The 24,532-nt window shown below is 38.9% G+C and carries 19 protein-coding genes and 1 pseudogene; 6 read left to right on the top strand and 14 right to left on the bottom strand.

All coding sequences use genetic code 11. The annotated features are described in order from the left end of the window. Positions 1-91 precede the first annotated feature (91 nt). From scpA to ACERJO_RS20105, 3 genes are all read right to left on the bottom strand, one after another. Positions 92-2,230: a methylmalonyl-CoA mutase gene (gene scpA / locus ACERJO_RS20115; RefSeq protein WP_373648657.1), complete on the bottom strand. Its 2,139-nt coding sequence runs from the start codon at positions 2,228-2,230 to the stop codon at positions 92-94. A 37-nt stretch (positions 2,231-2,267) separates the two neighbouring features. After that, on the bottom strand, positions 2,268-3,491 hold the full coding sequence (locus ACERJO_RS20110) for a methylmalonyl-CoA mutase family protein (RefSeq protein ID WP_373648656.1): 1,224 nt from the start codon (positions 3,489-3,491) through the stop codon (positions 2,268-2,270). A gap of 189 nt (positions 3,492-3,680) precedes the next feature. After that, complete coding sequence (locus ACERJO_RS20105; RefSeq protein WP_247107147.1) at positions 3,681-3,980, bottom strand: IDEAL domain-containing protein; 300 nt, start codon at positions 3,978-3,980, stop codon at positions 3,681-3,683. A gap of 285 nt (positions 3,981-4,265) precedes the next feature. Here ACERJO_RS20105 and ACERJO_RS20100 point away from each other — a divergent pair, with 285 nt between their 5' ends. Then, positions 4,266-4,628, top strand: a complete 363-nt coding sequence (locus ACERJO_RS20100; RefSeq protein ID WP_247107148.1) for a YhjD family protein — start codon at positions 4,266-4,268, stop codon at positions 4,626-4,628. 150 nt (positions 4,629-4,778) lie between these two features. Here the strand turns inward: ACERJO_RS20100 and ACERJO_RS20095 are convergent, their stop codons facing one another. From ACERJO_RS20095 to ACERJO_RS20085, 3 genes are read right to left on the bottom strand one after another with little or no spacing between them, the layout of a single operon-like run. Further along, positions 4,779-5,138, bottom strand: coding sequence for a response regulator (locus ACERJO_RS20095; RefSeq protein WP_035344610.1), 360 nt, complete (start codon positions 5,136-5,138; stop codon positions 4,779-4,781). Between the two features lie 27 nt (positions 5,139-5,165). Next, the gene (locus ACERJO_RS20090; RefSeq protein WP_247107149.1) at positions 5,166-5,612 is read right to left on the bottom strand and encodes a chemotaxis protein CheW; all 447 of its coding nucleotides are present in this window, start codon (positions 5,610-5,612) and stop codon (positions 5,166-5,168) included. 24 nt (positions 5,613-5,636) lie between these two features. Beyond that, on the bottom strand, positions 5,637-7,673 hold the full coding sequence (locus ACERJO_RS20085) for a chemotaxis protein CheA (protein ID WP_247107150.1): 2,037 nt from the start codon (positions 7,671-7,673) through the stop codon (positions 5,637-5,639). A gap of 552 nt (positions 7,674-8,225) precedes the next feature. Here ACERJO_RS20085 and ACERJO_RS20080 point away from each other — a divergent pair. From ACERJO_RS20080 to ACERJO_RS20060, 5 genes and pseudogenes are all read left to right on the top strand, one after another. After that, positions 8,226-9,221 (top strand): phosphate/phosphite/phosphonate ABC transporter substrate-binding protein, encoded by a 996-nt coding sequence (locus tag ACERJO_RS20080; RefSeq protein WP_373648655.1) that lies wholly within the window; start codon positions 8,226-8,228, stop codon positions 9,219-9,221. 122 nt (positions 9,222-9,343) lie between these two features. Then, complete coding sequence (gene phnC / locus ACERJO_RS20075; protein ID WP_247107152.1) at positions 9,344-10,120, top strand: phosphonate ABC transporter ATP-binding protein; 777 nt, start codon at positions 9,344-9,346, stop codon at positions 10,118-10,120. Next, the gene (gene phnE, locus ACERJO_RS20070) at positions 10,113-10,907 is read left to right on the top strand and encodes a phosphonate ABC transporter, permease protein PhnE (protein WP_247107153.1); all 795 of its coding nucleotides are present in this window, start codon (positions 10,113-10,115) and stop codon (positions 10,905-10,907) included. The genes phnC and phnE (ACERJO_RS20070) overlap by 8 nt, the downstream gene beginning before the upstream one ends. Next, positions 10,907-11,707 (top strand): phosphonate ABC transporter, permease protein PhnE, encoded by an 801-nt coding sequence (phnE, locus tag ACERJO_RS20065; protein WP_247107154.1) that lies wholly within the window; start codon positions 10,907-10,909, stop codon positions 11,705-11,707. The genes phnE (ACERJO_RS20070) and phnE (ACERJO_RS20065) overlap by 1 nt, the downstream gene beginning before the upstream one ends. 792 nt (positions 11,708-12,499) lie before the next feature. After that, positions 12,500-12,676 (top strand): annotated as a pseudogene (locus ACERJO_RS20060) (transposase); the annotation flags it as partial. A gap of 149 nt (positions 12,677-12,825) precedes the next feature. Here ACERJO_RS20060 and ACERJO_RS20055 read toward each other — a convergent pair. The 8 genes from ACERJO_RS20055 to ACERJO_RS20020 form a co-directional block, all read right to left on the bottom strand. Continuing rightward, the gene (locus ACERJO_RS20055; protein WP_373648654.1) at positions 12,826-16,197 is read right to left on the bottom strand and encodes a UvrD-helicase domain-containing protein; all 3,372 of its coding nucleotides are present in this window, start codon (positions 16,195-16,197) and stop codon (positions 12,826-12,828) included. 14 nt (positions 16,198-16,211) lie between these two features. Then, positions 16,212-19,082, bottom strand: a complete 2,871-nt coding sequence (locus tag ACERJO_RS20050; RefSeq protein ID WP_373648653.1) for a PD-(D/E)XK nuclease family protein — start codon at positions 19,080-19,082, stop codon at positions 16,212-16,214. A 147-nt stretch (positions 19,083-19,229) separates the two neighbouring features. Then, the gene (locus ACERJO_RS20045; RefSeq protein ID WP_247107158.1) at positions 19,230-19,604 is read right to left on the bottom strand and encodes a DUF1516 family protein; all 375 of its coding nucleotides are present in this window, start codon (positions 19,602-19,604) and stop codon (positions 19,230-19,232) included. A gap of 219 nt (positions 19,605-19,823) precedes the next feature. Next, positions 19,824-20,471 carry a phosphate signaling complex protein PhoU gene (gene phoU, locus ACERJO_RS20040; RefSeq protein WP_247107159.1) on the bottom strand — a complete coding sequence of 216 codons (648 nt, stop codon included), beginning with the start codon at positions 20,469-20,471 and terminating at the stop codon, positions 19,824-19,826. Between the two features lie 14 nt (positions 20,472-20,485). Continuing rightward, positions 20,486-21,289 carry a phosphate ABC transporter ATP-binding protein PstB gene (pstB, locus tag ACERJO_RS20035; protein ID WP_247107224.1) on the bottom strand — a complete coding sequence of 268 codons (804 nt, stop codon included), beginning with the start codon at positions 21,287-21,289 and terminating at the stop codon, positions 20,486-20,488. A gap of 48 nt (positions 21,290-21,337) precedes the next feature. Further along, positions 21,338-22,222: a phosphate ABC transporter permease PstA gene (pstA, locus tag ACERJO_RS20030; RefSeq protein ID WP_247107160.1), complete on the bottom strand. Its 885-nt coding sequence runs from the start codon at positions 22,220-22,222 to the stop codon at positions 21,338-21,340. Positions 22,223-22,224: 2 nt separating this feature from the next. Continuing rightward, positions 22,225-23,163 (bottom strand): phosphate ABC transporter permease subunit PstC, encoded by a 939-nt coding sequence (gene pstC / locus ACERJO_RS20025; protein WP_373648658.1) that lies wholly within the window; start codon positions 23,161-23,163, stop codon positions 22,225-22,227. Positions 23,164-23,271: 108 nt separating this feature from the next. Beyond that, a complete protein-coding gene (locus ACERJO_RS20020; protein ID WP_373648652.1) occupies positions 23,272-24,291 on the bottom strand; it encodes a PstS family phosphate ABC transporter substrate-binding protein in 1,020 nt (339 codons plus the stop codon). Positions 24,292-24,532 lie beyond the last annotated feature (241 nt).

Here is a 24,532-nt window from a genome sequence, read left to right as displayed (position 1 = left end):
AGAAAAGCCGCACAGCGGCTTTTCTTAATATCGTCGTTACGTAAATTTACTTATACCTACTTTGATTTAACTCAATTTCTTATTTTACCCCTTATCCTTCTTTGTAAGAGGCTCCTTTTTCTACACGGATTTGTTCATTTAATTTGTGAATAACCTCTAATACCGCTTCTATAACAACTGTACCTGGATGAAAAATTGTTGTTACCCCCAACTTATTCAAATATGGAACATCTTCATCAGGTATAACTCCACCGACGATCATAAGCATATCCTTTTTCCCTATCTTATTTAAGTGATGAACGAATTGCTGTATCAACTCCCGGTGGCCACCAGCAAGTGTACTCACACCGACACAATCAACATTCTCCCCCACACATAGTTGTGCTGCCTCTTGAGGTGTTTGAAACAATTGCCCCATACGAACATCGAAACCAAAATCAGCAAATCCAGCTGCAATCACTTTGATGCCTCGATCATGGCCGTCCTGACCAAGCTTTGTTAACAAGATTGATGGCTTTTTCCCCACCCTTTCCTTATAATTCTTAATCTCATTCTCAACCTGTTCCCGTTCATGCTTATACATCCATTCCATTTTATAGATGCCTCTCACATACGAAAGAGTATCAGTATGTCTGCCCACAACTTGTTCAAGCGCATTAGAAATCTCCCCTAGAGTCGCACGAGCTCTAGCCGCTTCAACCGCCAGCTCAAGTAAGTTGTTCCTTTTTTGTTTCATTTCATTCTTAATCGCTGCTAACCTTGCTTGAACGACCTGATCATCTCTCCCTTTTTTTACAGCTGCAAGCTTCATCATTTGTCGCTCACGAATGTGTTTATTACCTAAATACAGCAGTTTTTCATCTGTTCTTTCTCTATGACTCGTATGCTTATTTAATCCAATGATAGCCTCTTGCTTCGTATCAATCGCTGCCTGACGCTCTGTAGCAGCTAACGCAATCTTTTTTTGCGGAATTCCTGTCAAAATAGCTTTAACCATCCCACCATTACGCTCTATTTCAGAAATATGCTTCCACGCTTTGTTATATAACTGTGTGGTCAATGATTCAACGTAATAAGAACCACCAAATGGATCAATCACATCAGTTAATCCTGTTTCATCAAGTAAAAATTGCTGCGTTTGTCGAGCTAGTTTAGCTGAGTAACGACTTGGCAAAGCTAACGCCTCATCATATGCATTCGTATGAAGTGACTGCGTATGTCCAATAACAGCAGCCATTGCCTCTATTGTTGTTCGGACTAAATTATTATAAGGAGCTTGAGCAGTTAAGCTCCATCCGGATGTTTGTGAATGAGCTCGCAACCGAAATGAATGCTCATTTGTCGGTTGAAATCGCTCCATTACGTTTGACCATAACAATCGCGCTGCTCTGAGCTTTGCAATCTCTTCAAAGAAATTCATGCCAATGCCCCAGAAAAAAGATAGCCGGGGTGCAAATTGATCGACATTTAATCCTGCACCAATTCCAGCCTTCACATATTCCATCCCATTACAAATCGTATAAGCAAGCTCAAGCTCTGCAGGGGCACCTGCTTCTTGCATATGATAGCCTGATACACTTACACTATTGAAGAAAGGGACGTGATGGGCTAAATAGGACATAATATTAGTTGAGATATCCATCGATGCTTTTGGTGGATAAATATACGTATTACGCACAAGGTATTCTTTCAGTATATCGTTTTGAATGGTTCCTTTTAACTTTTTCTTATCCACACCATACTTTTCAGCTGCAACGATGAAAAACGCCATTATCGGCAATACTGCACCATTCATTGTCATGGATACACTTATTTGATCAAGTGGAATGCCCGCAAATAGCTCGATCATATCTTCAACGGTGTCTATCGCTACTCCAGCTTTACCAACATCACTTACAACAGCAGGGTGGTCAGAATCATAACCACGATGTGTAGCTAAATCAAATGCGATTGATAATCCCGTTTGACCATCCTTTAAGCATTCACGATAGAAACGATTGCTATCTGCTACAGTCGAGAAACCGCCATATTGCCTAATTGTCCACGGCTTTTTTTTATACATCGTTGGATAAGGTCCTCGTACAAATGGACGATTCCCAGGATAAGATTCAAGGTGTAGGCAAGCCTCACTTTCGCGATAAAAAAAGGATGTTTCCTCCTGATGAAGCTCCTGCTTATACAGTCGTTCAATTTTCGAAAAAGGTGTCCGTTGAAACGCCTTTCTTATCACCTCAGTCCCTCCCACCACTTCTCTCTTTTAACCTTGGTCACATCATCACATATGCTTTCAACCAACCATTCCTTCTCGCTCGTTCTACCCCGCCTTGTTGCTCGATTCCAATAAATCTTTTCCAAGCCTTTTCCGCTATTTGCTCCGTTAACGATTCAATATAGTAAGAGCCTCCAATACTATCAATAGGAAAATGGAGGAATGCTTCATCTCTCAAGATCATCATAGCGTGACGGGCAAGTCTGTCATTTAAATGCGTATTCGATTCATTCTCGTCAAACGGTCGAACCGATAATTGTTGCACTCCTGATAAAATCGCAGCAATAGCACTTACAGTTACTTTTACTATTGACAGATGTGGATCACCTTTTACTTGTAACAAAGGATCTGCTCTTGCTTCGATCCAGGCCTTTTGAGCAATTGTTTCTGCACAATACTCCTTCATAACGACCGCCCATAATGCGCGAAATGCCCGAATTTTAGCTATTTCTATGCTTAAATAGCTACCCACTGAGAAAGAAAATACCATCGATTTACCGATCACACTTGGGTGAATACGCCCCCTAGCAATTCCTTCAATGTATTCAACTCCGATCGCTAGTGCTAGTGCAACTTCGGTTATCACATTCGCACCTAATTGACGATAACCATCCGTATTAATACCGATCAGACGTATATTCGTAAAAGGAGAATGACGGATAAGCTTAGCTATCGTTTCATACTGTTGACTCTGTTGTTCATACGTCAATTTCTCCTCCATGAATAGCCAAAACGGATCTGCTGTTATGGCACCTTGAATATGCCTCTTTTCATCTTCAGTTGTAAGACTAGCTAATAAATTAATGAAAGCCTGCTGTAATTTTCCTGATTTTATATGTAACTCTGTTTTTGTAAGTGGTAATACCTTTAGCAATTCTTCTAGCTTATATATGCCATCTTTCTTCCCTGCTTGTGATTCCGAAAATGATAACAAGAGTTCAATGCCATCGACTTCTTCCTCAAGCGCTTCCTTCATACGAGCTTCCGTTACTTCCTTTTCCCTCATTGGAATTGATTGGATAATAAGTGGCTTTGTCAAATTTGCTGTATGTCCCCTCATAAAGGGAAATTGTCCTGGTTCATGGTAAGGGATCGCTTGATTGATATGCGAGACCTTATGATATAAAAGATCGAGAACAATGTCCTCGTCAATCATTGTTTTTTGCTCCTTTGGCGTCAAAATTTGATCCACCGCTCGTTTCCACTTATTATAATTCTCCATAAAGGCTCCTCCATTTTTTATTACTTTATTATCAATGGAGGTACGTTATTCGTCTTTTCTTTAAAGCGATTTCCCCTAAGTTTCGAGCATTGCTGAAAGCGATGATTGCCCAATTTCCATTTGATGAAAGCAAAAGGCAACTGAAAAAGGTTCCATCTTTTTCAGCTGCCTTCTAAACTCCTATAGTTTCTATTCTTCAAATGGTAAGTATACTTGGAACCCATCCTCACTAATTGTTTTTCCTTCCACATGCGCAGCAAGCAACTCTTTATATTCTTTTGAGAAACGTTGAAAGCTGTCTTCATTTCGCTCTACTAATGCTTGATCTATAGCTGCTTCTAATTGCTCTTTTTTATAATGATACATAGAATATTCAAGAATCGCTTGTGCGTAGAGAGAATGAACAGTCCTTTGCGAACGACTTTGTAATGAACTAATTAACTTCAATTGTTTAATCACCTTTTTATCTAATGCATATTGTTTGTCCATTTTCCTTTCCCTCCCTCGCATTTCTATTCTACTAATACCCGATATCCCCTAATTGAAACCTTTTTTACATATCGACATCTTGATTTCAAAAATTAAACGAATCAGCTAGTTGAGAAGGCAACCACTAGTGACTACTGTCTCAATTGAAATAGTTATTTAAAGAGAATGATGTCTTGAAGGATACAATAAGCCTTCAAGACTTTTTTCTTTTTTAGAGAGGTTCGTTGTATTTACAGTAAAATCGGAGTATAATAAGAACATTAGTTCCCTTGAGAGGTGAGAATATTGAAGCTAACAACAGAAGACCAACGCATGATTCGACTATTCATTCTCCTATCTATATCACGGAAAGCATTGGAAAATGATTGGACACAACTAGAAAAAGCTTCTTTACGTTTACAAGCTCCCTATTTAGAGTTAACCCGCTCCACGTTAGATCAAATTAGTAAAGAAATGGCGACCGTTAAACAATATATGTTTCGCCATCATCTGAAAGTAGAAACATACAAAAATGATGGACTATTTACCGAATACCGTTACACATGTCGTGGATATGAAGGTAGCATGAAAATCCTAAATTCCCACTTAAAAAGCCAAGTGTTTGATTACATTACTTCAAGCTTCCTGACAATCAAGCATCCTTCTTAGTGCGTCATTAATGGATTGGACGGTCAATCTTGATTGGTCACCTTCCACCATCACATTTAGTATAGAGCCGAATTTTATAAATTCTAACAACAAGAAAAAACTGGTTGATCAAGCACGAACGCTTAATCAACCAGTTTTCCTTTCGGATTCTTATCCCAACACTTTATTAATTGCATCAAGTACTCGATCTGCCTGGAACGGCTTAACGATAAAGTCTTTTGCGCCTGACTGAATCGCATCAATAACCATTGATTGTTGTCCCATCGCCGAACACATAATCACTTTCGCACCTGAATCGATTTCTCTAATGGCCTTGAGCGCTTGAATACCATCCATTTCAGGCATTGTAATGTCCATTGTTACTAAATCAGGGCTTAATTCCTTAAACTTCTCAACTGCTTCAGCCCCATTTGCTGCTTCACCAGCAATATCAAACCCATTCTTTGATAAAATATCTTTAATCATCATTCGCATAAATGCTGCATCATCTACGATAAGAACAGATGCCATTTCCATCACCTCATTAATCTTTAACAATTATGTTCCTTCAATAACTTTTTCTAAATTTAACAATGTAAATAAACGATTTTCGATTTTTACAACTCCACGTAAATAATCAGCTTCTACACCACCGACGACTTCTGGAGTTGGTTCGATTTTCTCAAATGGAATGTCAATGACATCATTTGCCCCATCGACAATAAAGCCCATCTCCATCTCATCCTTTTGAATGACGAGAATGCGAGTAGATTCATCATATTCCTTCTCAGCCAAATCAAAACGAGCTCGTAAATTTATAATGGGTGTAATCACACCACGTAAATTCATAACACCTGTTACAAATGGAAATGTACGTGGAATCCTCGTGACAGGCTGCATGCGTTCGATTGATTGAATATAATCAACCTCAATCGCATACTCCTCATCTCCTAATTGAAATACAATTAATTTCAAATCTGCTTTAATCGCCGTTTCATACGACAAAAGGATCACCTCCCCTTTCGTTTCTTATTTAATTAACGCATTCGTATCAACGATCAGTGCGACTTGTCCATTTCCTAAAATCGTTGCACCCGAAATGGCAAATACATCTTTCAGATAATTTCCTAGTGATTTTAATACGATATCATGCTGACCAATTAACGAATCGACAACTAAACCTGCCACTTTCTCGCCTTTATGTACAATGACAAGTGAGCAGAAATCATCTTCAATTGTTTCACCAGGTACTTCAAATACGTCCTTCAAATAAACGAGTGGTACAACTTTGCCTCTAAAGTCAATGACCTTTTGTCCATGTGCACTATAAATATCAGATTTATTCACAATTGCAGTTTCAACAATCGAGGATAACGGAACTGCGTATGTCTCCTTTCGCACTTCAACAAGCATTACATCAATAATTGAAAGTGTAAGTGGTAATTGAATAGAGAACACAGATCCTTTCCCTAGCTCCGAATTCACTGTCACAACTCCACCTAATGACTCAAACGTGCTTCTTACGACGTCTAAGCCCACACCTCGGCCTGAAATATCGGTAATTTTTTCCGCTGTGCTAAAGCCAGAAGAGAACAGCAATCCATAGATTTGTTGATCTGTCATCTTTTCAATATCTTCTTCTTTAATCACACCATTTGCGAGAGCACGTTTGATCACTTTTTCTCGATCAATTCCTGCTCCATCGTCCTCAATTTCGATAAAGACATTATTACCTGAGTGATAGGCTTTTAAAACAACCGTACCTTCTTCCGGTTTGCCATTAGCAATACGGACATCAGGGGTTTCAATTCCATGATCAATCGAATTACGTAATAAATGGACAAGCGGGTCACCAATTTCATCAATGATCGTTCGATCTAGCTCCGTTTCCGCACCAATAATTTCTAAATTGACCTTTTTATTAAGGTCCTTCGAAAGACTACGAATCATTCGAGGGAAACGATTAAACACTTGCTCGACTGGCATCATTCTCATGTTCAAGATAATTTCTTGAAGGTCACCAGAAATTCGTGACATACGCTCAACGGTTTCATTAAGTTCTGAGTTTCGCAAGTCTGAAGCTATTTGCTCTAGACGCCCTCGATCAATAACGAGCTCTTCAAATAAGTTCATTAACACATCTAAACGTTCAATATTAACACGAATCGTTTTACTTGCCTCTGCACGCTTCGGTGTATCAGCTGACTTTTCTTGTTTCACATTATTTGCTGCTTTACCTTTAGTTGCAACCGCAGATGCTGCTACTTGTTCGGAAGCCTGCTGTTGCTCTTTGATAGCAGTTGCCGAAGCCTTCAAGTCAACTTTCTGAATATCAACGGCTTCAATTTCCGAAACTTTGAGAATACGATTTTTGACATCCTCGCCGGTTGACTTCGAAATAACGATTAACGTGAATGACTGATCGAATTTCTCTTCCTCCAAGTCCTCAGCAGCAGGATTCGTTTTAATCACTTCACCTATTTGTTCGACGACATCTAACACCATGAAAACGCGAGCAGCCTTCAACATCGCCCTTTCATCTAATGTCACTCTTAACTGATAAGCTTCAAACCCTTGTTCCGCTGACTGTTCAAGAACCGTTCGTTCAAATTCATCAAACGTTTCGATCTCCAATGAAGTTGTGTTTGAATGAGTAGTCTTTGGAGCAGATTCTTGACTTGGTGCTTCACCTTTATCAATTTGTTCCAATTGTGAAACAACTTCGCGAACATCTCGCTTTCCATCGCCACCACTAGCAATATCTTGAACCATTGCTTCCAAATCATCGACAGCAAGGAAAACAACATCCAGCACACCTGAAGTTGCGTCTAGCTTTGATTGACGAATCTTATCCAACACATTTTCCATATTATGAGTCAAGTGGGCAAGATCTTCAAAGCCCATTGTTGCAGCCATACCTTTTAAAGTATGGGCAGAACGAAATACTTCTCCTACAATAGATAAATCTCCAGGTGCTTGCTCTAGCTTTAATAAATTGTCGTTAATCGCTTGGAGATGCTCCTGACTTTCATCTAAAAAGACATCTAAGTACTCTGAATTTACCAAGACTTTATCACCTCGATGTGTTCTAAATAACCGATGAGGTTCACTTAAGAAACGTAAACGACATACGGAGCTTTTGTATCATCATAGCATATTTTAAAGTAAAAAAAGTAGATTATAACTAGTAAAATAGAAATAGTTTTTAAATAAGACCCTTCCATATTTAACAGAAATGATGGCTACAAAGTGATTTTTGCTTACATACGATTCTCTCAACATGAAAATAGACCTATAAAAAAATGAAAGCACAGAATTTTTCAATTGCTATTTCAACTAGGTATGTAGTCATATACTAGTATACCATTTTCTTTCACTCATACAACAAGACAAATAAAAGAAATAAGTAATTTTTCCTATTCTATTAGAAATTCACGTGACTTGGATGAAAAATTCTCAAATCCTCGCCAATCATTTATTAATTCCTTGTAAGTTATGTAAACACCTTGTTAATTCTTTGTAAAAAATTCCAATTTTCGTTGATTTGAGACATGCTATCATGCAAAATCACAAATGTACGACACATACTTACATAAAATTAAAAAGGGGTTGAACGAATTGAAAAAATTATTACCTTGGTTACTCGTTCTTATGCTAGCAGTTGTCATGGTAGCTTGCGGAACAGAAGACGCTAATGAAGATGCTGATGACAATTCAGGTACAGAAGAGACAGAAGAAACAAACAATAATGAAGAAAATGGCACGAATGAGGCTGATGAAACTGAAGCAGATGTAACAGAGGATCTTCCTAGTGAAATCGTAATGGGCTTTGTACCTTCACAAGATTCGGCGAATATTGCGAGTACAGTTGAGCCACTTGCTGAACGCCTAACAGAAGAGCTTGGTGTAACAGTACGTGGAGAAGTTATGACAAACTATACAGCTCTCGTTGAGGCAATGGGAAATGACCAAGTACACATTGGGTTCATCCCTGCATTCGGTTATGTCCTTGCTACTGACCGTTATGACAACATTGAAGCCATTTTGAAATCAATTCGTCACGGAAGCTCAACATATAAAGCACAATACACGGTTCGTACGGACTCTGATATTGAATCAATTGAAGATTTAGAAGGAAAGATTTGGGCATTCCCAGACCTTGCATCAACGAGTGGTTACTTATATCCAGCAGCACAATTAATGGATGACTATGGTGTGGAGCGTGCTGAGGAATATTTCTCTGATATGATTCAGGCTGGTTCACATGACAATGCTCTTATTACCGTTCTTGAAGGCGATGCAGATGTCGCTACAACATTTGATGATGCTCGTACGGCCATAGAAGAGGATTACCCAGAAGCAATGGATGATTTAAAAGTTTTAGGTTACACAGACGAAATTCCAAATGACACGATCTCCATTAATACGTCACTTCCTCAAAGCTTTATCGATCAAGTGATTTCTGTATTCATGTCATTTAACGATGATGAAGAAATGATCACTATTATGGATGAAGTGTATAACTGGACAGGGATTGACAATGCAAGTGACAGCGATTATGACGTTGTACGTAGTGTTGCTGAGAAGTTTTCAGATGAAGTTACTTTAGACTAAGAAGCGCGCTTTAGGAGGGAGAAAGTTCTTTCTCCCTCCTCTTATGTTTTTTTACGCTAAAAAGCATAAGAGGAGGATGAAACCTTTCTACATTTACACAAAAGAGAAATGAGGGGAATAGCATGATTGAATTTAAGGATATATCACTTACATATCCAAATGGAACGAAGGGATTAAAGAACGTTAACCTTTCGATAAATAAAGGGGAATTTGTTGTCATTGTTGGTTTATCTGGAGCAGGAAAATCAACCTTAATTCGTAGTATGAACCGACTTGTAACTCCTACAGGTGGACAACTTCTTATAAATGATGAAAATATTTTAACGTATAATCAACGAAAGCTCCGGCATTTACGTACAAAAATCGGAATGATCTTTCAAAATTATAATCTTGTCAAGCGTTCCACCGTCATGAAAAATGTTTTGTCAGGTCGGCTAGGTCATACCGGAACCATTGCAAGTATTTTAAACCTTTTTCCAAAAGAAACTGTTTCACTCGCTTATCGTAGCTTACAGCGTGTGAACATTGCAGAAAAGGTGCACCAAAGAGCTGATCAATTAAGCGGCGGTCAACAGCAACGTGTTGCGATTGCTCGTGTATTAACACAGCAGCCCGACATCATTTTAGCTGATGAACCTGTTGCTAGCTTAGATCCTCCAACGTCTCATCAAGTTATGACCTATTTACGCAAGATTAATAAGGAAGATCATATTACGACGGTCGTTAACCTGCACTTTATCGATATGGCGATGGAATATGCCGATCGTATTATCGGCATGCGTGCAGGTGAAGTTGTCTTTGATGGCCCTGCAAGTGATGTGTCAAAGGAAACATTTGAAGAAATTTATGGTCGAAAAATTCGAGAGGATGACCTTGTAGGAGGTCAAGAAGATGAGTAATACACCAGACAGCATAACAATCATCCCTTCGAAAACAAAACTGAAAATAACACTTATTTTTCTATTGATCGTTGGAATTTACGCTTATACATCGTGGGCAACTCGCTCCACACCCCTTGACATTATTCGTGGTTGGGGTGGTATTCAGAATATTGCCGTTCATTTATTTCCACCTAATTGGAGCTACGCGCCACAAGTATGGGATAAGTTAATCGAAACGATTCAAATGGCCATTATTGCGACAACCTTTGCTGCTATTGTCAGTGTGCCAATCTTTTTATTATCAGCAGCAAACTTATTTCCGCAGCCTTGGATTCATCAACCTGTTCGATTTTTTATGAACGTATTACGAACCATTCCGGACATTTTGTTAGCGATTATCTTTGTCGGAATCTTTGGAGTTGGTGTATTTCCTGGAATCGTAGCTTTATTTATTTTTTCACTAGGCATATTAGCGAAATTAATGTATGAAACGATCGAATCAATCGATATGAACCCGCTTGAAGCTATTCGTTCATCAGGAGGTAATACCCTTCAAGTCATCTGGTATGCTGTCTTACCACAAGTGCTACCACAATTTGTATCATTTGGCTTATATGTATTTGAAGTAAATGTCCGTGCCTCAACCGTACTAGGTTTTGTTGGAGCAGGGGGGATTGGATTACTATTGCAACAGCAAATTAGCTTCTTTAACTATCCACGAGTCATGACCATTATTATTATTATCTTTATTGCTGTTGTCTTAATCGATTATGCAAGCAATAAAATAAGGGAGAGAATTGTGTAATGGAATTAATGATGCCACCTAAAAGAGAACGATCCACCCTTATCTTAATAAGAAATATCATCATTATTGTTGCGCTAATTACACTATACGTTTGGACTTTTACAACAATTGATGTAAAGTGGGAACGTATTTTTAGTGAACGAACCGTCACAAATTTTGGACGTGTGATCCCCCAACTTTTTTCTCCTGATTGGGGAGCCTTTCAAAATGTTATGTCATTAATGTGGCAAACATTACAAATGGCTTATACCGGGACATTATTAGCGTCCATTTTAGCGATACCATTTGGCTTTGTTGCTGCTAGTAATATGGTTAGAAATAAATGGTTAAATACATTATCAAAATGGATTCTCGATGCCATTCGTGCTTTTCCAGAGCTTGTATTAGCACTTATGTTTGTAGCCGCAATCGGACCACGACCTTTTGCTGGTGTTTTGGCGATCGCTATTGGATCAATCGGAATGCTCGGCAAATTATATTGTGAAGTCATTGAATCAATTGATATGCATGTCGTTGAATCATTGGAAGCAAATGGAGCAAACAAAATTCAAATCTTATTTTACGGAATTATCCCACAAATCATTCCAGAATTTCTTTCTTACGCTATTTACCGTTTCGAAATTGACGTTCGAGCTTCAACCATTCTTGGAATCATCGGAGCGGGTGGAATCGGGACCTTAATTACGATCTCAATCCAGAATCGTAATTGGGATGAAGTCGGTATGATCCTTCTTGTGATCATTGTCGTCGTCACGATCATCGACGTCATTAGCGCCCAAATTAGAAAACGGATTGTATAAGAAAAAACGTGATAGCATCTTTTCTTCAATTGATCGCACGGAGTCCGAATCACTTTCCAAAGCCACAAAAAATATCAGACCGTGGACAAAGACGCTAGGACAAAACCCTCCTCTGAAATGAAAAGCCGGTGAGATTTTACTTGACGTAAAATCTCACCGGCTTCCATTATTTAGGGATCTCCTCACATTTCACGGAATATGTAGCTGCCAAAGGTTCGTTCCATTGCGCTCCAGCCACTCGCTTTCGAGGCCACTGAAAAAGTTTGGTTTTATTTTTTTAGTGACTTTGAAGTAATGTGCGTAGCCGTTGCCCGATTTTGAAAGCCTTGCAATGAGTGGGCAATGAGTGGGTTTCTCATAGCAAGGCGCGCAACGAGCGGAGCCATTACTCTTCCTTGAGTTACTTGAAAGGGAGCTTTGCCCTCGCTCCCGGGATGGGGTGCACGCTTTCCGCAGGCGGGCATTGAACTAACCGGCTGCGCCGGTGGATTTCAACCTGCCCTTCCCTCCTGCAGGAGTCGGCCCTCCCATCCCGTCCGCTTTGTTGAGAGGTAAGATAGACATTCCCTACTCTTCGACGATAAAAAGAAAATAAGAGAAATAGTCTAAAAAGTTGAGAAATGAGACTCAAAGGCCTTTTATCTACAGTTTGAAGTTTCATTTTATCAAACACTTCCCTGTCATTTTATTTTATCATTTAGGTAGTACATAGATGCAGGTGAATCGAATGATATCAAATAAAGAAACAATAACACTCAGTCCGGCAAAAACAAATAACATGAACCTTGTTTCCAATGGGAACAGCAAAAAGAATATGTAAGAGCGATGCTTTCAGAAGAGAAAATGGGTGCCATCTATCGAAAACGTAAAAACGACGTGAAACCAGTTTTTGGATATTTAAATGCTTCTTTGCGTTTCACTCGATTTTCTGTACGAGGAAAATCAAAGGTAGAAAACGAGAGAAGATAAAAGAATCTACACCCAAAATAGAGAAAGGTGAATTTGAGTTCGCTCAAATTCACTTTTCTTACTATTTGACGCTAGTTATGTCCCGGCCTCTTTTACGTTATTTCCTCTATTTTCTGTCTGAGTGGCCGTTCTCTGAACAGCCACTTCTACTATTTCATTTCACTCATCCGAGCATACTCTTCTCGTCCAGCACCTCTTTGTCTCAGATCAATTAAATTCCTTAGTGCTCTGAATATCTCTTTCTCTTCCTTGTCATGAGGAATCAAAGGGTGAATCGGTTCAACTTCATCTTTGAAAATATAAAGTGAGGCTGTAGCCACTTTTTCGTTCGTTTCCTTTTCATAAGCATATCGATACAAATACAGCTGAGGCTTATAATAGTCGAGCCACTCCCTACTCGTTCGAGTAGAAACTTGATTCGTTTTAAAATCATAAAGATGTATTTGACCATTTTTCTCGACGACTTTATCAATTTCACCGATTATTTCAACACCATCAAAAAATGTCACAAATGACCACTCATTAGCTATTTGAGCTCCTAATGATTGACGAACCTTTTCAGAATATCGTTCCATTATTTGCTCGATCTCTTTTTTATACTTGAGCGCATCCTCCAGTTCGACTTCCTCAACGGCCAATTCAACAGCACGTATAGGTGATAAACCATAATCTCTTAGCTCACATGCACGATGTACAAGCGTCCCTAATCGAGAAGGACTAACATGATTTCCTCTTCTGCCCTGTCCACTCTCGATCACTTCCTCACTAAATGGAACACCTACAACAAACTGCTGATAATACTGATTAGGATTGTGAATAAATGTCATTATCTCTGAAACTGTCAATGATAAAGGGGCCTGCCTTTTCTCCTTGAGTACCGGTATAGAGTGGATACTTGACTCCCTTTTTTTCCAATAACGAGGTTCATATGTTTCTGACATCACAACTTCATGCTCCAACTCATGATCTTCAAGCGTTTCGTTAAGGTAAGACATCCAAGTATGGCTTCCATTTGCCTCTTCACCAATGAGATAAAGGTAATCACGAGCACGTGTCGTTGCAACATAAAACAAGCGTTTTGATTCTTCGATCGCTTCAGCATCGGCCATTGACTTAACGATCTCAAAACCAGGAGTATCAATTACTTCTGGCTTTTGCCCCAATTCCATCTGCTCCCTTTGCAAATTTAAAACAAATCCATATTTAGAATGGAAACGAATTCGCCCACTATCTTTTCTTATTGAACGCTCAACCTGAGGTAAAAACACAATCGGAAATTCTAGACCTTTTGATGCGTGAATCGTCATAATTTGAACGACATCGCCTTGTACACGTTCAACCTCAGAATCACCCTCCTTCTCACTCATTTCAATTCGAATATCTAATTCAGTTAAAATTGCTTCTAAATTCACTTCATGGCGATCAACCATCCATTGGATTACCTTTTCCACATTTTTCACTTTTTGCAATCCATTATCTTGAAGCAATAAAGACGCTCGTAAATCCGTTTCAGCAAAGAGCTCCATTAATGAATCGACTAAAGATTCCCCTTCTTTAAACGGAATCCATTTATCCATCCAGCTCTGAATACGCAAACATGCCGTTTGGACCTCATTAGATAGTGAAGACCATTGAGGCGATTGTTCATACACAAGCTCATATAACGCTTGTCCCTCTTCTAAACAGTCATTCATTTGAAAGAAATCTTGAACCTTTAACCCAAGTATTGGACTGCGTAATAGAGCTAACAAATGAATATCCTCAAAAGGACGTGTTAACCAGCGAATCATCGTCAAGTAATCCATCACTTCTTGTCGTTCGAAAAAGCCAATCCCTCCACTAATCACATAAGGGACGTTCTTCTTCGTTAACGCTTGCTCCAGCAAGAGCAAATTCGTTCGTGAAGGAATTAAAATCGCCATATCTCCCCAGGAAGGTTCACGCCAGTTGCTCTCTCCTTCACCAACTAAAGGCTCTCCAGCCTCGATCATCGCAACCATTCGATTGGCAAGCTGATCATACTGGGTCTCCTCTTGCCCATCTACCTTTAACATTTTCATCCATTCTACACGTTTTTCGTTTCTTTCCGTTTGATGCCGGTGAGCAATAAGTGGAGCATACACCGTTTGGAAGTCTTCCGTCCTCTCATGAACCATCATACCTGAAAATAGTTTATTTACTACATGTATGATAGAGGATACTGTACGATAGTTTTCATTCATTAAGATAGCTTGTGCGGTCTCTTCCCTATTAGCCTTTTCCTCCATCTCATTCATTAAACGAACATTCGCGCCGCGGAAGCGATAAATCGACTGCTTTTGATCGCCTACAATAAATTGATAAAGTGGCTTAATTCGGTTTAATACCTCTAGCTGGAGACGGTTCGTGTCTTGAAATTCATCAATCATCATATGCCGAAATTGACGCTGGCAATATAGCTGGATGTGAGGGTCCTGCAATAAACGAACTGCTTTTTGTTGAAGATCAGTGAAATCTAACAAAGCCGCTCGCTTCTTTGCACGGTTATAGCTCAAATGAAATTCTTTCACTAGTGAAGCGATCACCTCCAAGATCGTGACGGCTTCCTCTTTTAATTCAACAGGTCCACCTACCTTTTTCCACATCTCCTTCAACGGCTTCCAATGCTCCTCGTACAATTCATACAAAGCAGGAGACTGCTCCGCCCAAGCCTTGTTTGTCCGACTCGGCATCGCCTCTGTCACAACCTCCATATAAGCTTCTGGCTCCTCACTTGATGCAGAAGCAATAGCCTTTTCAATATTCATCATATGTTTTTTTACAGTCGCAGAGAGTTCGTCATGGTCTGGAAATCGCTCAATACAGTTACGTGCGTGATGATGAAAGGAGTGAACGACCTTTTTCCTTTCTTCCACCCTAGCTTCCGATTGAGCCCGTAACATCTCCTCCACTTGTAACTGTTCAATCGTGTCCTCGCCAATGGTTAATTCGGTAATTTCATTATGAAGCTGCTCAATCGTCTCCACTAACTGCTGCTTGCTCATGAATTGAAACAATGGATACACACGTTGAAATCGTTCCTTTTCTTCGAGAAGCTTCAATAGAATATCCCTTTTCATCACTGTACCTTCTACTTCATCCAATATCCTTATACGAGGAGGGAGGTCAGCTTGTAGGGCATATTGCGACAATAACCTTTGACAAAAGCTATGAAAGGTTGAAATCATCGCACTTTCTAGCAACTCTTTCTGCTCCCGCCAAAACGATGCAGCATCATCAGAAGTCGCTTCTTGTTCCTTTTCATTCATTCGTTTTCGAATACGATCCTTCATTTCGCGAGCCGCTTTTTCAGTAAACGTAATTGCCACTATTTCATCAACCGAGGCGCCTAATGGATCATCTGGTTTTAGGTAACGAACCTCACATAAGTAGACGAACCTCTCCGTTAAAACTCTTGTTTTCCCAGACCCAGCACCCGCTGAAATTAACAACAATGGCTTATCACTAAATATGGATGTACTTTGTGCTTCATTAAAATTCATCCTAATTCCCCCTCTCAGCGTGTTCCCTCTCGCTGTTCTGGTGTTGCACGACAAATAGACAAGTAAGAACAAAATGGTGAGCATTCTTGAGGAGCCACATCATAGGATTGAGACATTCCTTTCCACAATAAATGAACTCGCTCGATGACTTGATATTTATCTAAAAAGGACTTTGTTCCAAAGTCATCTTCACGATTTTTGCAATGTGACGTTACTTGATACGGTGAATGTTTTCCAATTAGTTCAGAGCGCCAAATTCCGTTATTTGTTCTCTTACTAGGCTCTTTTAATGAAATATAGGAGGCACCATCTACGATCATCTCTTTGTTTTCCTTTAACGCAAGCTGTTCCCGAATCGCATACGCATATAAAGGAAGTTGTAGCTTTAAGCCCGATTGAACCTCGTCCATTTTAATCGTAGCAGCTCCCGTCTTGTAGTCATAGATCACAATTGATTGACCTTTCTGATCAACACGGTCCACTTTACCAACAAGTATAAGTGATTCTTCTTCGGATATAGGGAGTTCTAAACGAACTGGATATTCAAATGCCATTATCTTCATCTCTTCAAGAGCATGATTATGCCAAAAATGCTTTAATTCAGCTTGCCACCATTGAATTAATCGTTGTTGCCATTGCTCCTTTTTTAACATTAAATCTAATCGAGAAAGCTCATGATTTTGCTGCTCAACGTCTACCCATTTTTCTTCGAATTGTTCCCTTAAACGAACCGGAACTTGCTGTAGCTCAATGTCAGTAGCAGATCCGAACGGACGGTTAACTAATTGACAGTCTCGATAAACACCTTCAATCAAATCGTGGACAACTTGACCAATTGATAGGGGTGATACTTGTTCTTGCTTTGCTTTTAGCTCCCCAACGTTTAATCCTCTCTCCATGGCAAATCGAAAAGAGCAGCGAGCATAGCTTTCAAGCTCCGTTACTGCTACGATATGCTTTTTTTTCTTTGCTGCATACTCTGACGTGAATCGCTCTTTCGCTTCAGCCAAACGGGCTTGTCGTTCTTGTACTTTTAATAGTGATGCAGGTATCTGATCTACCTTATAACCTTCTCCTATTTTCGATGCCACTTGCTCCACAAATGATTGCTTCGTCAAGCTGACAGCTTTTTGCATACGCTTCTGCCATGACCACACCTCATCTATATAAAGATCCATTAAATAAGGAGACGGCAAATGAGGATGCTCAGGGTCAACACCTCGCACATATGTAAAGATAATCGTCTCGACTTGTAAAAGGGCAAGCTGATCAACATACGCTTGCTGCTTCAACTGAAAATGCTCTTGTGTCGGCGCACTATACCGAATAGGTAAATGGGCTAAATCTCGTTCCTGAACGTATCCACCTAAACGGTGAGGAGATGGGAAGCGGCCTTCATTCATTCCTACAACGTATAATCGTTTACCTAAAAAAGAACGAATGTCACGCCACGTATGAATAGCTATCCCTCTCTTGCTTCCACGTATTTTAAAGATACTAGTAGACGAGCCTATTGCACGAAACCATTCGACAAATAACTCAAATGTCACTTTTACATCAACGTTTTTTTCCTTTAATTCTGTTAGCTCGGCTTCTACTTTACTAACGATTAACTCTAATGCCTTGAATTCATCTGCTATTTCTTGTTGCACAGAAAGACGACCCTTTTCCATTAGCTTCTCTTGCCAATATGATAATAAAGGCAACCTCTTCAACCAATCGAGTAAGTTCGTTAAATAATGAATAAATAAGTCTTCATCAGAGCGCTTCCATTCAAACACCATATCGTATAACTGCTTATACCTTTCATCAAGCCACTGTCCATTTTCAAGAAAATCTTTCTTTTGCTTAGCAAAAGATAGCCCCTTGACATCATGTAGCTTCAAAACCTGCTCTACGATCGGCAGCTGCTCCCATTTCGTTAATGGCCTTTGCTCCCATTCAATCACTCGCTTAATAAAGGAGAAAATAGCAGTCGTTTCTATTGTTCGTTTAACTGGAGTTTGTAAAGGAATATGATACATATCAGCATATCGTTGTAATTGTTGTAGCCCGTCCTGTTCATCAACGAGCAGTATTCCAATTTGCTCTTCAGGTAATGAGGATAAAGAAATCTCCTCCATTACGCCCCTCCACTGCTCCTCTATCGTAGTTGCTGCAATCACTTTTTTCTTATTCTCTTGCTTCGATCGTTTACTAGGTTGCCAGTGATTGTCAAAGCCCATTTGCTCCAACTCTCTCACGGTCTGCTCGACAATTTCAAAAGATTCATTCGGTAGAATCACTTCGATCTTGGCACCTGTATCTTTTAACGCTTTGATAAACAATGATTGCAAAGGGCTAAAATCAAAAAAACCGTCAATGACAACATGAGAGAGATGAATACCTTTCCCATTCAGTAATGATTGAATAGCGGATAAAATTCGATTCTCTGGATCAAGTAGCTTTTTTTCATTAATAATCACTTGTTCATATTTCATAAAAAGCGGAATTAATGGTTTTAAAGATCCTTCAAGCTCCTGTACGCCAACTCCTAAACGCTTTATTTGTCCATAAGTGTCAGCGTAGCCCCGAGCCTTGGCCATATTCATCTCGCCATCAAACATGCTTTCATCTCTAACGAACTGCTGGAAGAATAGTGTACGCTCCTCTTCTGTTAACGATAAATACGACATTTCCTTTTGATCAAGAATATAAGTTGCCAAATCATCAAACGTACAAACGATTAGCCCTGGTTGCTTCTCTCTTGCTTGCTTCAACCAAGAGGAAGATGGCAACAAATAGAAGGCTCGATTGTTAGTTTCTTGCTGGCGTTTATATGTAGCTTCTAACCTCGATTTATGAGCTACAACATGTATTTCTGCTCCATAAATTATCTGTTTCATGAATATCTATTCACTCCCTCCAACGTAAATCGCTCCTTCAAGTTTACCATCTTTCATTAAACACGAGAAACGCCAGCTCCATTTTGTACAAAAAAATGCTTCAAAAGGTTAAATACCTAATGAAGCATCTCTAGTATTAAAAACTGATTAAAAACGAATCACGCCATACCCCATCAAAATGACGATAAGACTTATTACAACAAGTGCAATCCAATAGACTCCAGCCTTATCTCCTAGCGTGCTCTTCTTCGTACGGACTAGGATCATTTCCATCACATAAATGAGTACAAGTGCAAGAATACCTTTCACTATAAGTACAACTGGAAATTGATACCCTATTAATGTACCAATACCTGACACGAGCATAATCAAATAGAACAACCGGGTAATCATATGTACGATCGTTGCACCTTTGTTCTTCTGTGCTTTATATAAGAAAAAAGCAGCAATGAACAAAATTATCAAGATAGCCCATGAGCCTCGATGTGACTCATAGAAGATATTAATCAAAGTTTGTGACATCTCTACTCCCCCTTTCCTTATTTTCTTCCTTTAAGTATAAGCGACATGAGGAGGATTCTCCAAGTCTAAACCGTATATTTTTGTACGGTATTGACTAAGTTCAATGAAACGTCATTCAATTGTTGCGAAATTGTACCACTTTTATCAAGAAAAAACCGTATAAGTTATAAACTCAATACGGTTATCCCACTTAGACATGTGAATACCATTTCATAATCATCAATTCAAATCGAAATGCTTCCCATTAACTTCATAGATAACCCATTCTGCAATATTTGTTGCATAGTCCGCAATCCGTTCAATAAATCGACCAATAAAAGCGAGTTGGGTAATTTGATTAATTTCAATCGTACCATCTTGTCTTGAAAACAATTCACGAATAAACTGCCCATACATTTGATCGACTCTATCATCCATAGTAGCAATCTTCTGTGCGACTAATATATTCGTTTTTTCATATGATTCTAGAGCAATCAGTAGCATTTCCTGAGCTTTCATCCCTATTTCAAGGATTTGATTCTGAAAAGGAGTAACATGAGTCATTCTTTTTGACTGTTTAGCCAAATCAACAGCTAGATCAGCCACCCTCTCTAAATCACTCGATATTTTTAATGCGACAATTAATTTTCGTAAATCACTGGCAACTGGCTGCTGTTTAGATATAAGCAAAATAATCTCATCATGCATACTCAACTCTAGTTGATTGATTTTATAATCTTCGTTAATGATCTTATCCATCAAAGCTTGGTCGGAAGAATCAAATGCTTTTAAAGCATTATTCAAAATCGTATCAACATCTCTTCCCATTTTAAGTAAATTCATTTTCACAACATCAAGCTGACTATCAAACTGTGATCGTATAGACATAAACAAACCTCACCTTAACCAAAGCGCCCTGTGATATAATCTTCCGTGCGAGAATCATTAGGATTTGAAAAAATAAGATCTGTTTGATCGAATTCAACAACTTCCCCATTCAAAAAGAACGCTGTTTTATCTGAAATACGTGCTGCCTGCTGCATATTATGAGTAACAATAATAATGGAATATGATTCTTTTAACTTTTGAATTAGCTCTTCAACTTTTAATGTTGATTTGGGATCGAGGGCAGAAGTAGGTTCATCCATTAAAATAACATCCGGTTCAATCGCTAAACATCTAGCAATACACAGACGTTGCTGTTGTCCACCAGATAATCCATAAGCATTTTCATTTAACCGATCTTTTACTTCATCCCAAATATAAGCCCCTTGCAAGCTTTTCTCAACAATTTCATCTAAAACCTTTTTATTACGAATCCCATGAATACGTGGTCCATAGGCAATGTTGTCATAGATCGATTTCGGAAAAGGATTAGGCTTTTGAAACACCATTCCAACACGCGTTCTTAAATCTTCTACTTTATAAGAACGATTGAGGATACTTTTTCCGCGATACATAATATCACCTGAAATTTTTACAATTGGAATGAGCTCAACCATGCGATTTAGTGTCTTAATATATGTGGATTTACCACATCCAGAAGGACCAATAATGGCCGTTACTTCCTTCTCATGAATGGCTAGGTTAATATTTTTTAGGGCGTGATCCTTGCCATACCATAAATTTAATGATTTCGTATCATATACTACACTCTTATTTACCTTCACTTGTGTAGATTGCCTACTGTCTGTATGATTTATCATTTTGTTTTCTTTCGCTGACGCAAGTACCATCATAACTCCCCCTTAAGATTAATACCTTTTTTGATACTTATTACGAATAACAATAGCAGCTGAGTTCATAACAAAGAGAACTAATAGTAATACGACAATCGTCGCAGCAGCTAAATTCGCATACTCTGCAACAAGAGCTGCATCAATCGTCCAATAATAAATTTGCATCGGCAATACAGTAAAACGATCCATAATACCACCAGGAAAAGGAATAAGTAAAGCCGGAATTCCAATAACGACAAGCGGGGCCGTTTCTCCTATCGCACGGGATAACGATAAAATAGCACCTGTTAATATTCCTGGTAATGCAGCTGGCAAAATAATATTTTTGATCGTTTGCCATTTTGTTGCACCCATTCCGTAAGAGGCTTCACTTAAAAATCCTGGAACCGCTCTTATTGCCTCTTGACTAGCAACAACAATAATTGGTAAAACAAGCAATGACATCGTTAAACCACCGGCTAAAATAACATTCCCAAGACCCAATAATCGTACAAAAATAGTCAAACCTAATATCCCAAATACAATGGAAGGAACACCAGCCAAATTGGATATGTTCGTTTGAATAAACGAATGAAATTTCCCTCTTTTCGCATAGCACTCTAAATAAATCGCTGTCCCGACTCCCAAAAACATTGTCACTGGCCCCACTATGAGCATGAGCCAAAGTGTTCCTAAAATAGCTCCCATAATACCAGCTATATCAGCGTTAGTGGATAATCTTCCTGTCAAAAAATTCAAATCAATCCATCCCACACTCTCAGAAACAACTCTCGCAATTAGAACTGCTAATACTGCTAGCCCAAATAAGGTCGAGAGAAAAAAAATCATTTTGCAAACTTTATTAAAAAGTAGCCTCGTATTCATTCTCTTTGCCACTTGCACATGATCTACGTATTTCATAATTAATATTCCTCCCTATACTTACGAGAAATATATTGCGCTAGCAAGTTCATGACAAGTGTAAAAACAAACAATGTCATCGCCACCGCATATAGGCTATAATATATCGTCGAACCAGCAGGAGCATCCCCACTAGAGACTTCAACAATGTATGCAGTCATCGTCTGCATAGATTGAGTAATATCGAAAGTAAAGTTTTTTGAGCTTCCACTTGCAATTGTCACAATCATCGTTTCTCCAATCGCACGAGAAATACCCAAAACAAAGGATGCAATAATACCAGATGTTGCCGCTGGGATAATGACTCGACTCGTTACTTCTAGTTTAGTCGATCCTAATGCAAGTGCCCCTTCCCGCATTGAATTCGGTACAGAACTCATTGCATCTTCAGATAAGGACGCCACCATTGGAATAATCATAATGCCCATGACAATACCTGGACTCAATATATTCGTCAGCTCTAAACCAGGTATAAACGAACGTAAAATCGGTGTTACAAATGTAAAAGCAAAGAATCCATAAACAATCGTAGGAATACCTGCTAATACTTCAAGCAAAGGCTTTAACGTTTTTCTTATTCTTTCTGATGCATATTCGCTTAAATAGACAGCTGTCATTAACCCAATTGGAATAGCCACAAACATGGCAATGATGGAAGACAATAACGTTCCCATTATGAGTGGTAGTACACCAAATTGAGGTTCCTGACTTAAAGGTCTTAATACAGTCCCTGTAAAGAAATCTAACAAAGGAACTCTACGGAAGAATTCAAACGTTTCAGTTAATAATGTAAATAAAATGCCAATTGTCGTTAAGATTGAAACCGTTGCAATGAGTAATAACAATTTTGGAATCAGTTTTTCAAAGACACTTAAAAAGTTTCTTGAACTCTTTTTTTCAGCAATTAATTGTTGCACATTCACCGTTTTCCCCATTTTCATTTCCACTTCAAAATTCCCCCCTTCACCCAGTTCCTTCAAACGACTAACGATTATGAAAGCAGAGAAGATGAGCGCAATCATGCCTCATCTTCTACCACTATTTTTGGCTTAATTTAACCCATCAAGGACTTCAATATAAGATTGAATTTCTTCTTCTGGAAGTGGTGCAAAGCCTGTTTCACCAGCGAACTTGTTTACATTATTGACTACGTAATAGGCAAAATCGAGAACTTGCGGCTTTTCTTTTGCCATATCAACATTCAAATAAGTGAATACTGGACGTGTAAATGGAGCATAATCACCAGATTCATCAATTGTATCTAAGCTTGGGGCAACGGGGCCGCTACCAAAATCAACATGTACTGCTTGAAGCTGGTCTTGGTTGTTCACATAATAACCAAAGCCAAAGAATGCAATTCCGTTTACATCTTCTGATACTAGATTAACTAATGTAGAATATTCCTGTTGAAGATTAACAGAGTCAACTAAATCTTCTTTTTCCAAAATGACTTCATAAAAGAACTCGTATGTTCCGTGGTTTTCATTCGGTCCCATTGGCTTAATTTCATCATCTGGAAAACTCGGGTCAAGATCAGACCATTTTGTTACGCCACCATCATGCTTAAAAATACTAATAAGCTGTTCATCTGTTAATTCAGTCGCCCAATCATTGTCAGGGTGAATAACAAATGTTAATCCATCTAATGCAACTTTAAACTCTTGAACTTCGATTCCTAGTTCGTCAGCAAGCTCTAATTCTTCCTCTTTAATTGCACGTGATGCATCGTTAAAATCAGTTCCACCCTCTGCTAAGAAACGTTGAAACCCAGCACTTGTTCCTGCACGGCTCACTTCAACCGATACACCTTGCTGACCATTTAACATGTAATCTTCAGCAATAACTGACATTAACGGATAAACCGTTCCAGAACCGTCTACAACAACACTTCCACTTAATTCATCAGATGTACCTTCTGATGAATCACTATCTTCTGTATCATCAGTTGTTTCTTCTGTTTCTGTACCACCTGTGTTTTCCTCAGGAGCATCTGTTTCATCCGCAGATCCACATGCTACTGCAACAAGCATTAGAACGGCCATCATTAATAGCATTAATAGTTTCTTCATTTCATTGTCCTCCCTTTTTCTTTAACGAGAATGTGTGTAATAGGTTTCCCTCTCACATTTGCTAGTATAGTCTCGCATTATTAAGAGAGTATGGTTACAATGTAAAGGTTTTGTAAATGAATGTTGAAATCTATCTATATTGGGCATTTGACCTATCAAATAATGTCTAAATTTAAGAAAACTATTCTTATTAATGAGGTACATTGACAACTTTCACCGTAGCAAAGGAACTACTAAAAAA

The sequence above is a fragment of the Halalkalibacter sp. AB-rgal2 genome (assembly GCF_041821005.1).
GTDB lineage: Bacteria > Bacillota > Bacilli > Bacillales > Bacillaceae_D > Halalkalibacter.
This window is presented reverse-complemented; position numbering and strand designations above follow the sequence as displayed.

What these genes read in the sequence shown, in the direction of transcription:
- ACERJO_RS20110 (WP_373648656.1), bottom strand. Translation starts at nt 3,491, where the DNA reads ATGGAGAATTATAATAAGTGGAAACGAGCGGTGGATCAAATTTTGACG.
- ACERJO_RS20105 (WP_247107147.1), bottom strand. Translation starts at nt 3,980, where the DNA reads ATGGACAAACAATATGCATTAGATAAAAAGGTGATTAAACAATTGAAG.
- ACERJO_RS20095 (WP_035344610.1), bottom strand. Translation starts at nt 5,138, where the DNA reads ATGGCATCTGTTCTTATCGTAGATGATGCAGCATTTATGCGAATGATG.
- phnC (WP_247107152.1), top strand. Translation starts at nt 9,344, where the DNA reads ATGATTGAATTTAAGGATATATCACTTACATATCCAAATGGAACGAAG.
- phnE (WP_247107153.1), top strand. Translation starts at nt 10,113, where the DNA reads ATGAGTAATACACCAGACAGCATAACAATCATCCCTTCGAAAACAAAA.
- phnE (WP_247107154.1), top strand. Translation starts at nt 10,907, where the DNA reads ATGGAATTAATGATGCCACCTAAAAGAGAACGATCCACCCTTATCTTA.
- ACERJO_RS20055 (WP_373648654.1), bottom strand. Translation starts at nt 16,197, where the DNA reads ATGAATTTTAATGAAGCACAAAGTACATCCATATTTAGTGATAAGCCA.
- ACERJO_RS20050 (WP_373648653.1), bottom strand. Translation starts at nt 19,082, where the DNA reads ATGAAACAGATAATTTATGGAGCAGAAATACATGTTGTAGCTCATAAA.
- ACERJO_RS20045 (WP_247107158.1), bottom strand. Translation starts at nt 19,604, where the DNA reads ATGTCACAAACTTTGATTAATATCTTCTATGAGTCACATCGAGGCTCA.
- phoU (WP_247107159.1), bottom strand. Translation starts at nt 20,471, where the DNA reads ATGTCTATACGATCACAGTTTGATAGTCAGCTTGATGTTGTGAAAATG.
- pstB (WP_247107224.1), bottom strand. Translation starts at nt 21,289, where the DNA reads ATGATAAATCATACAGACAGTAGGCAATCTACACAAGTGAAGGTAAAT.
- pstA (WP_247107160.1), bottom strand. Translation starts at nt 22,222, where the DNA reads ATGAAATACGTAGATCATGTGCAAGTGGCAAAGAGAATGAATACGAGG.
- pstC (WP_373648658.1), bottom strand. Translation starts at nt 23,163, where the DNA reads ATGAAAATGGGGAAAACGGTGAATGTGCAACAATTAATTGCTGAAAAA.
- ACERJO_RS20020 (WP_373648652.1), bottom strand. Translation starts at nt 24,291, where the DNA reads ATGAAGAAACTATTAATGCTATTAATGATGGCCGTTCTAATGCTTGTT.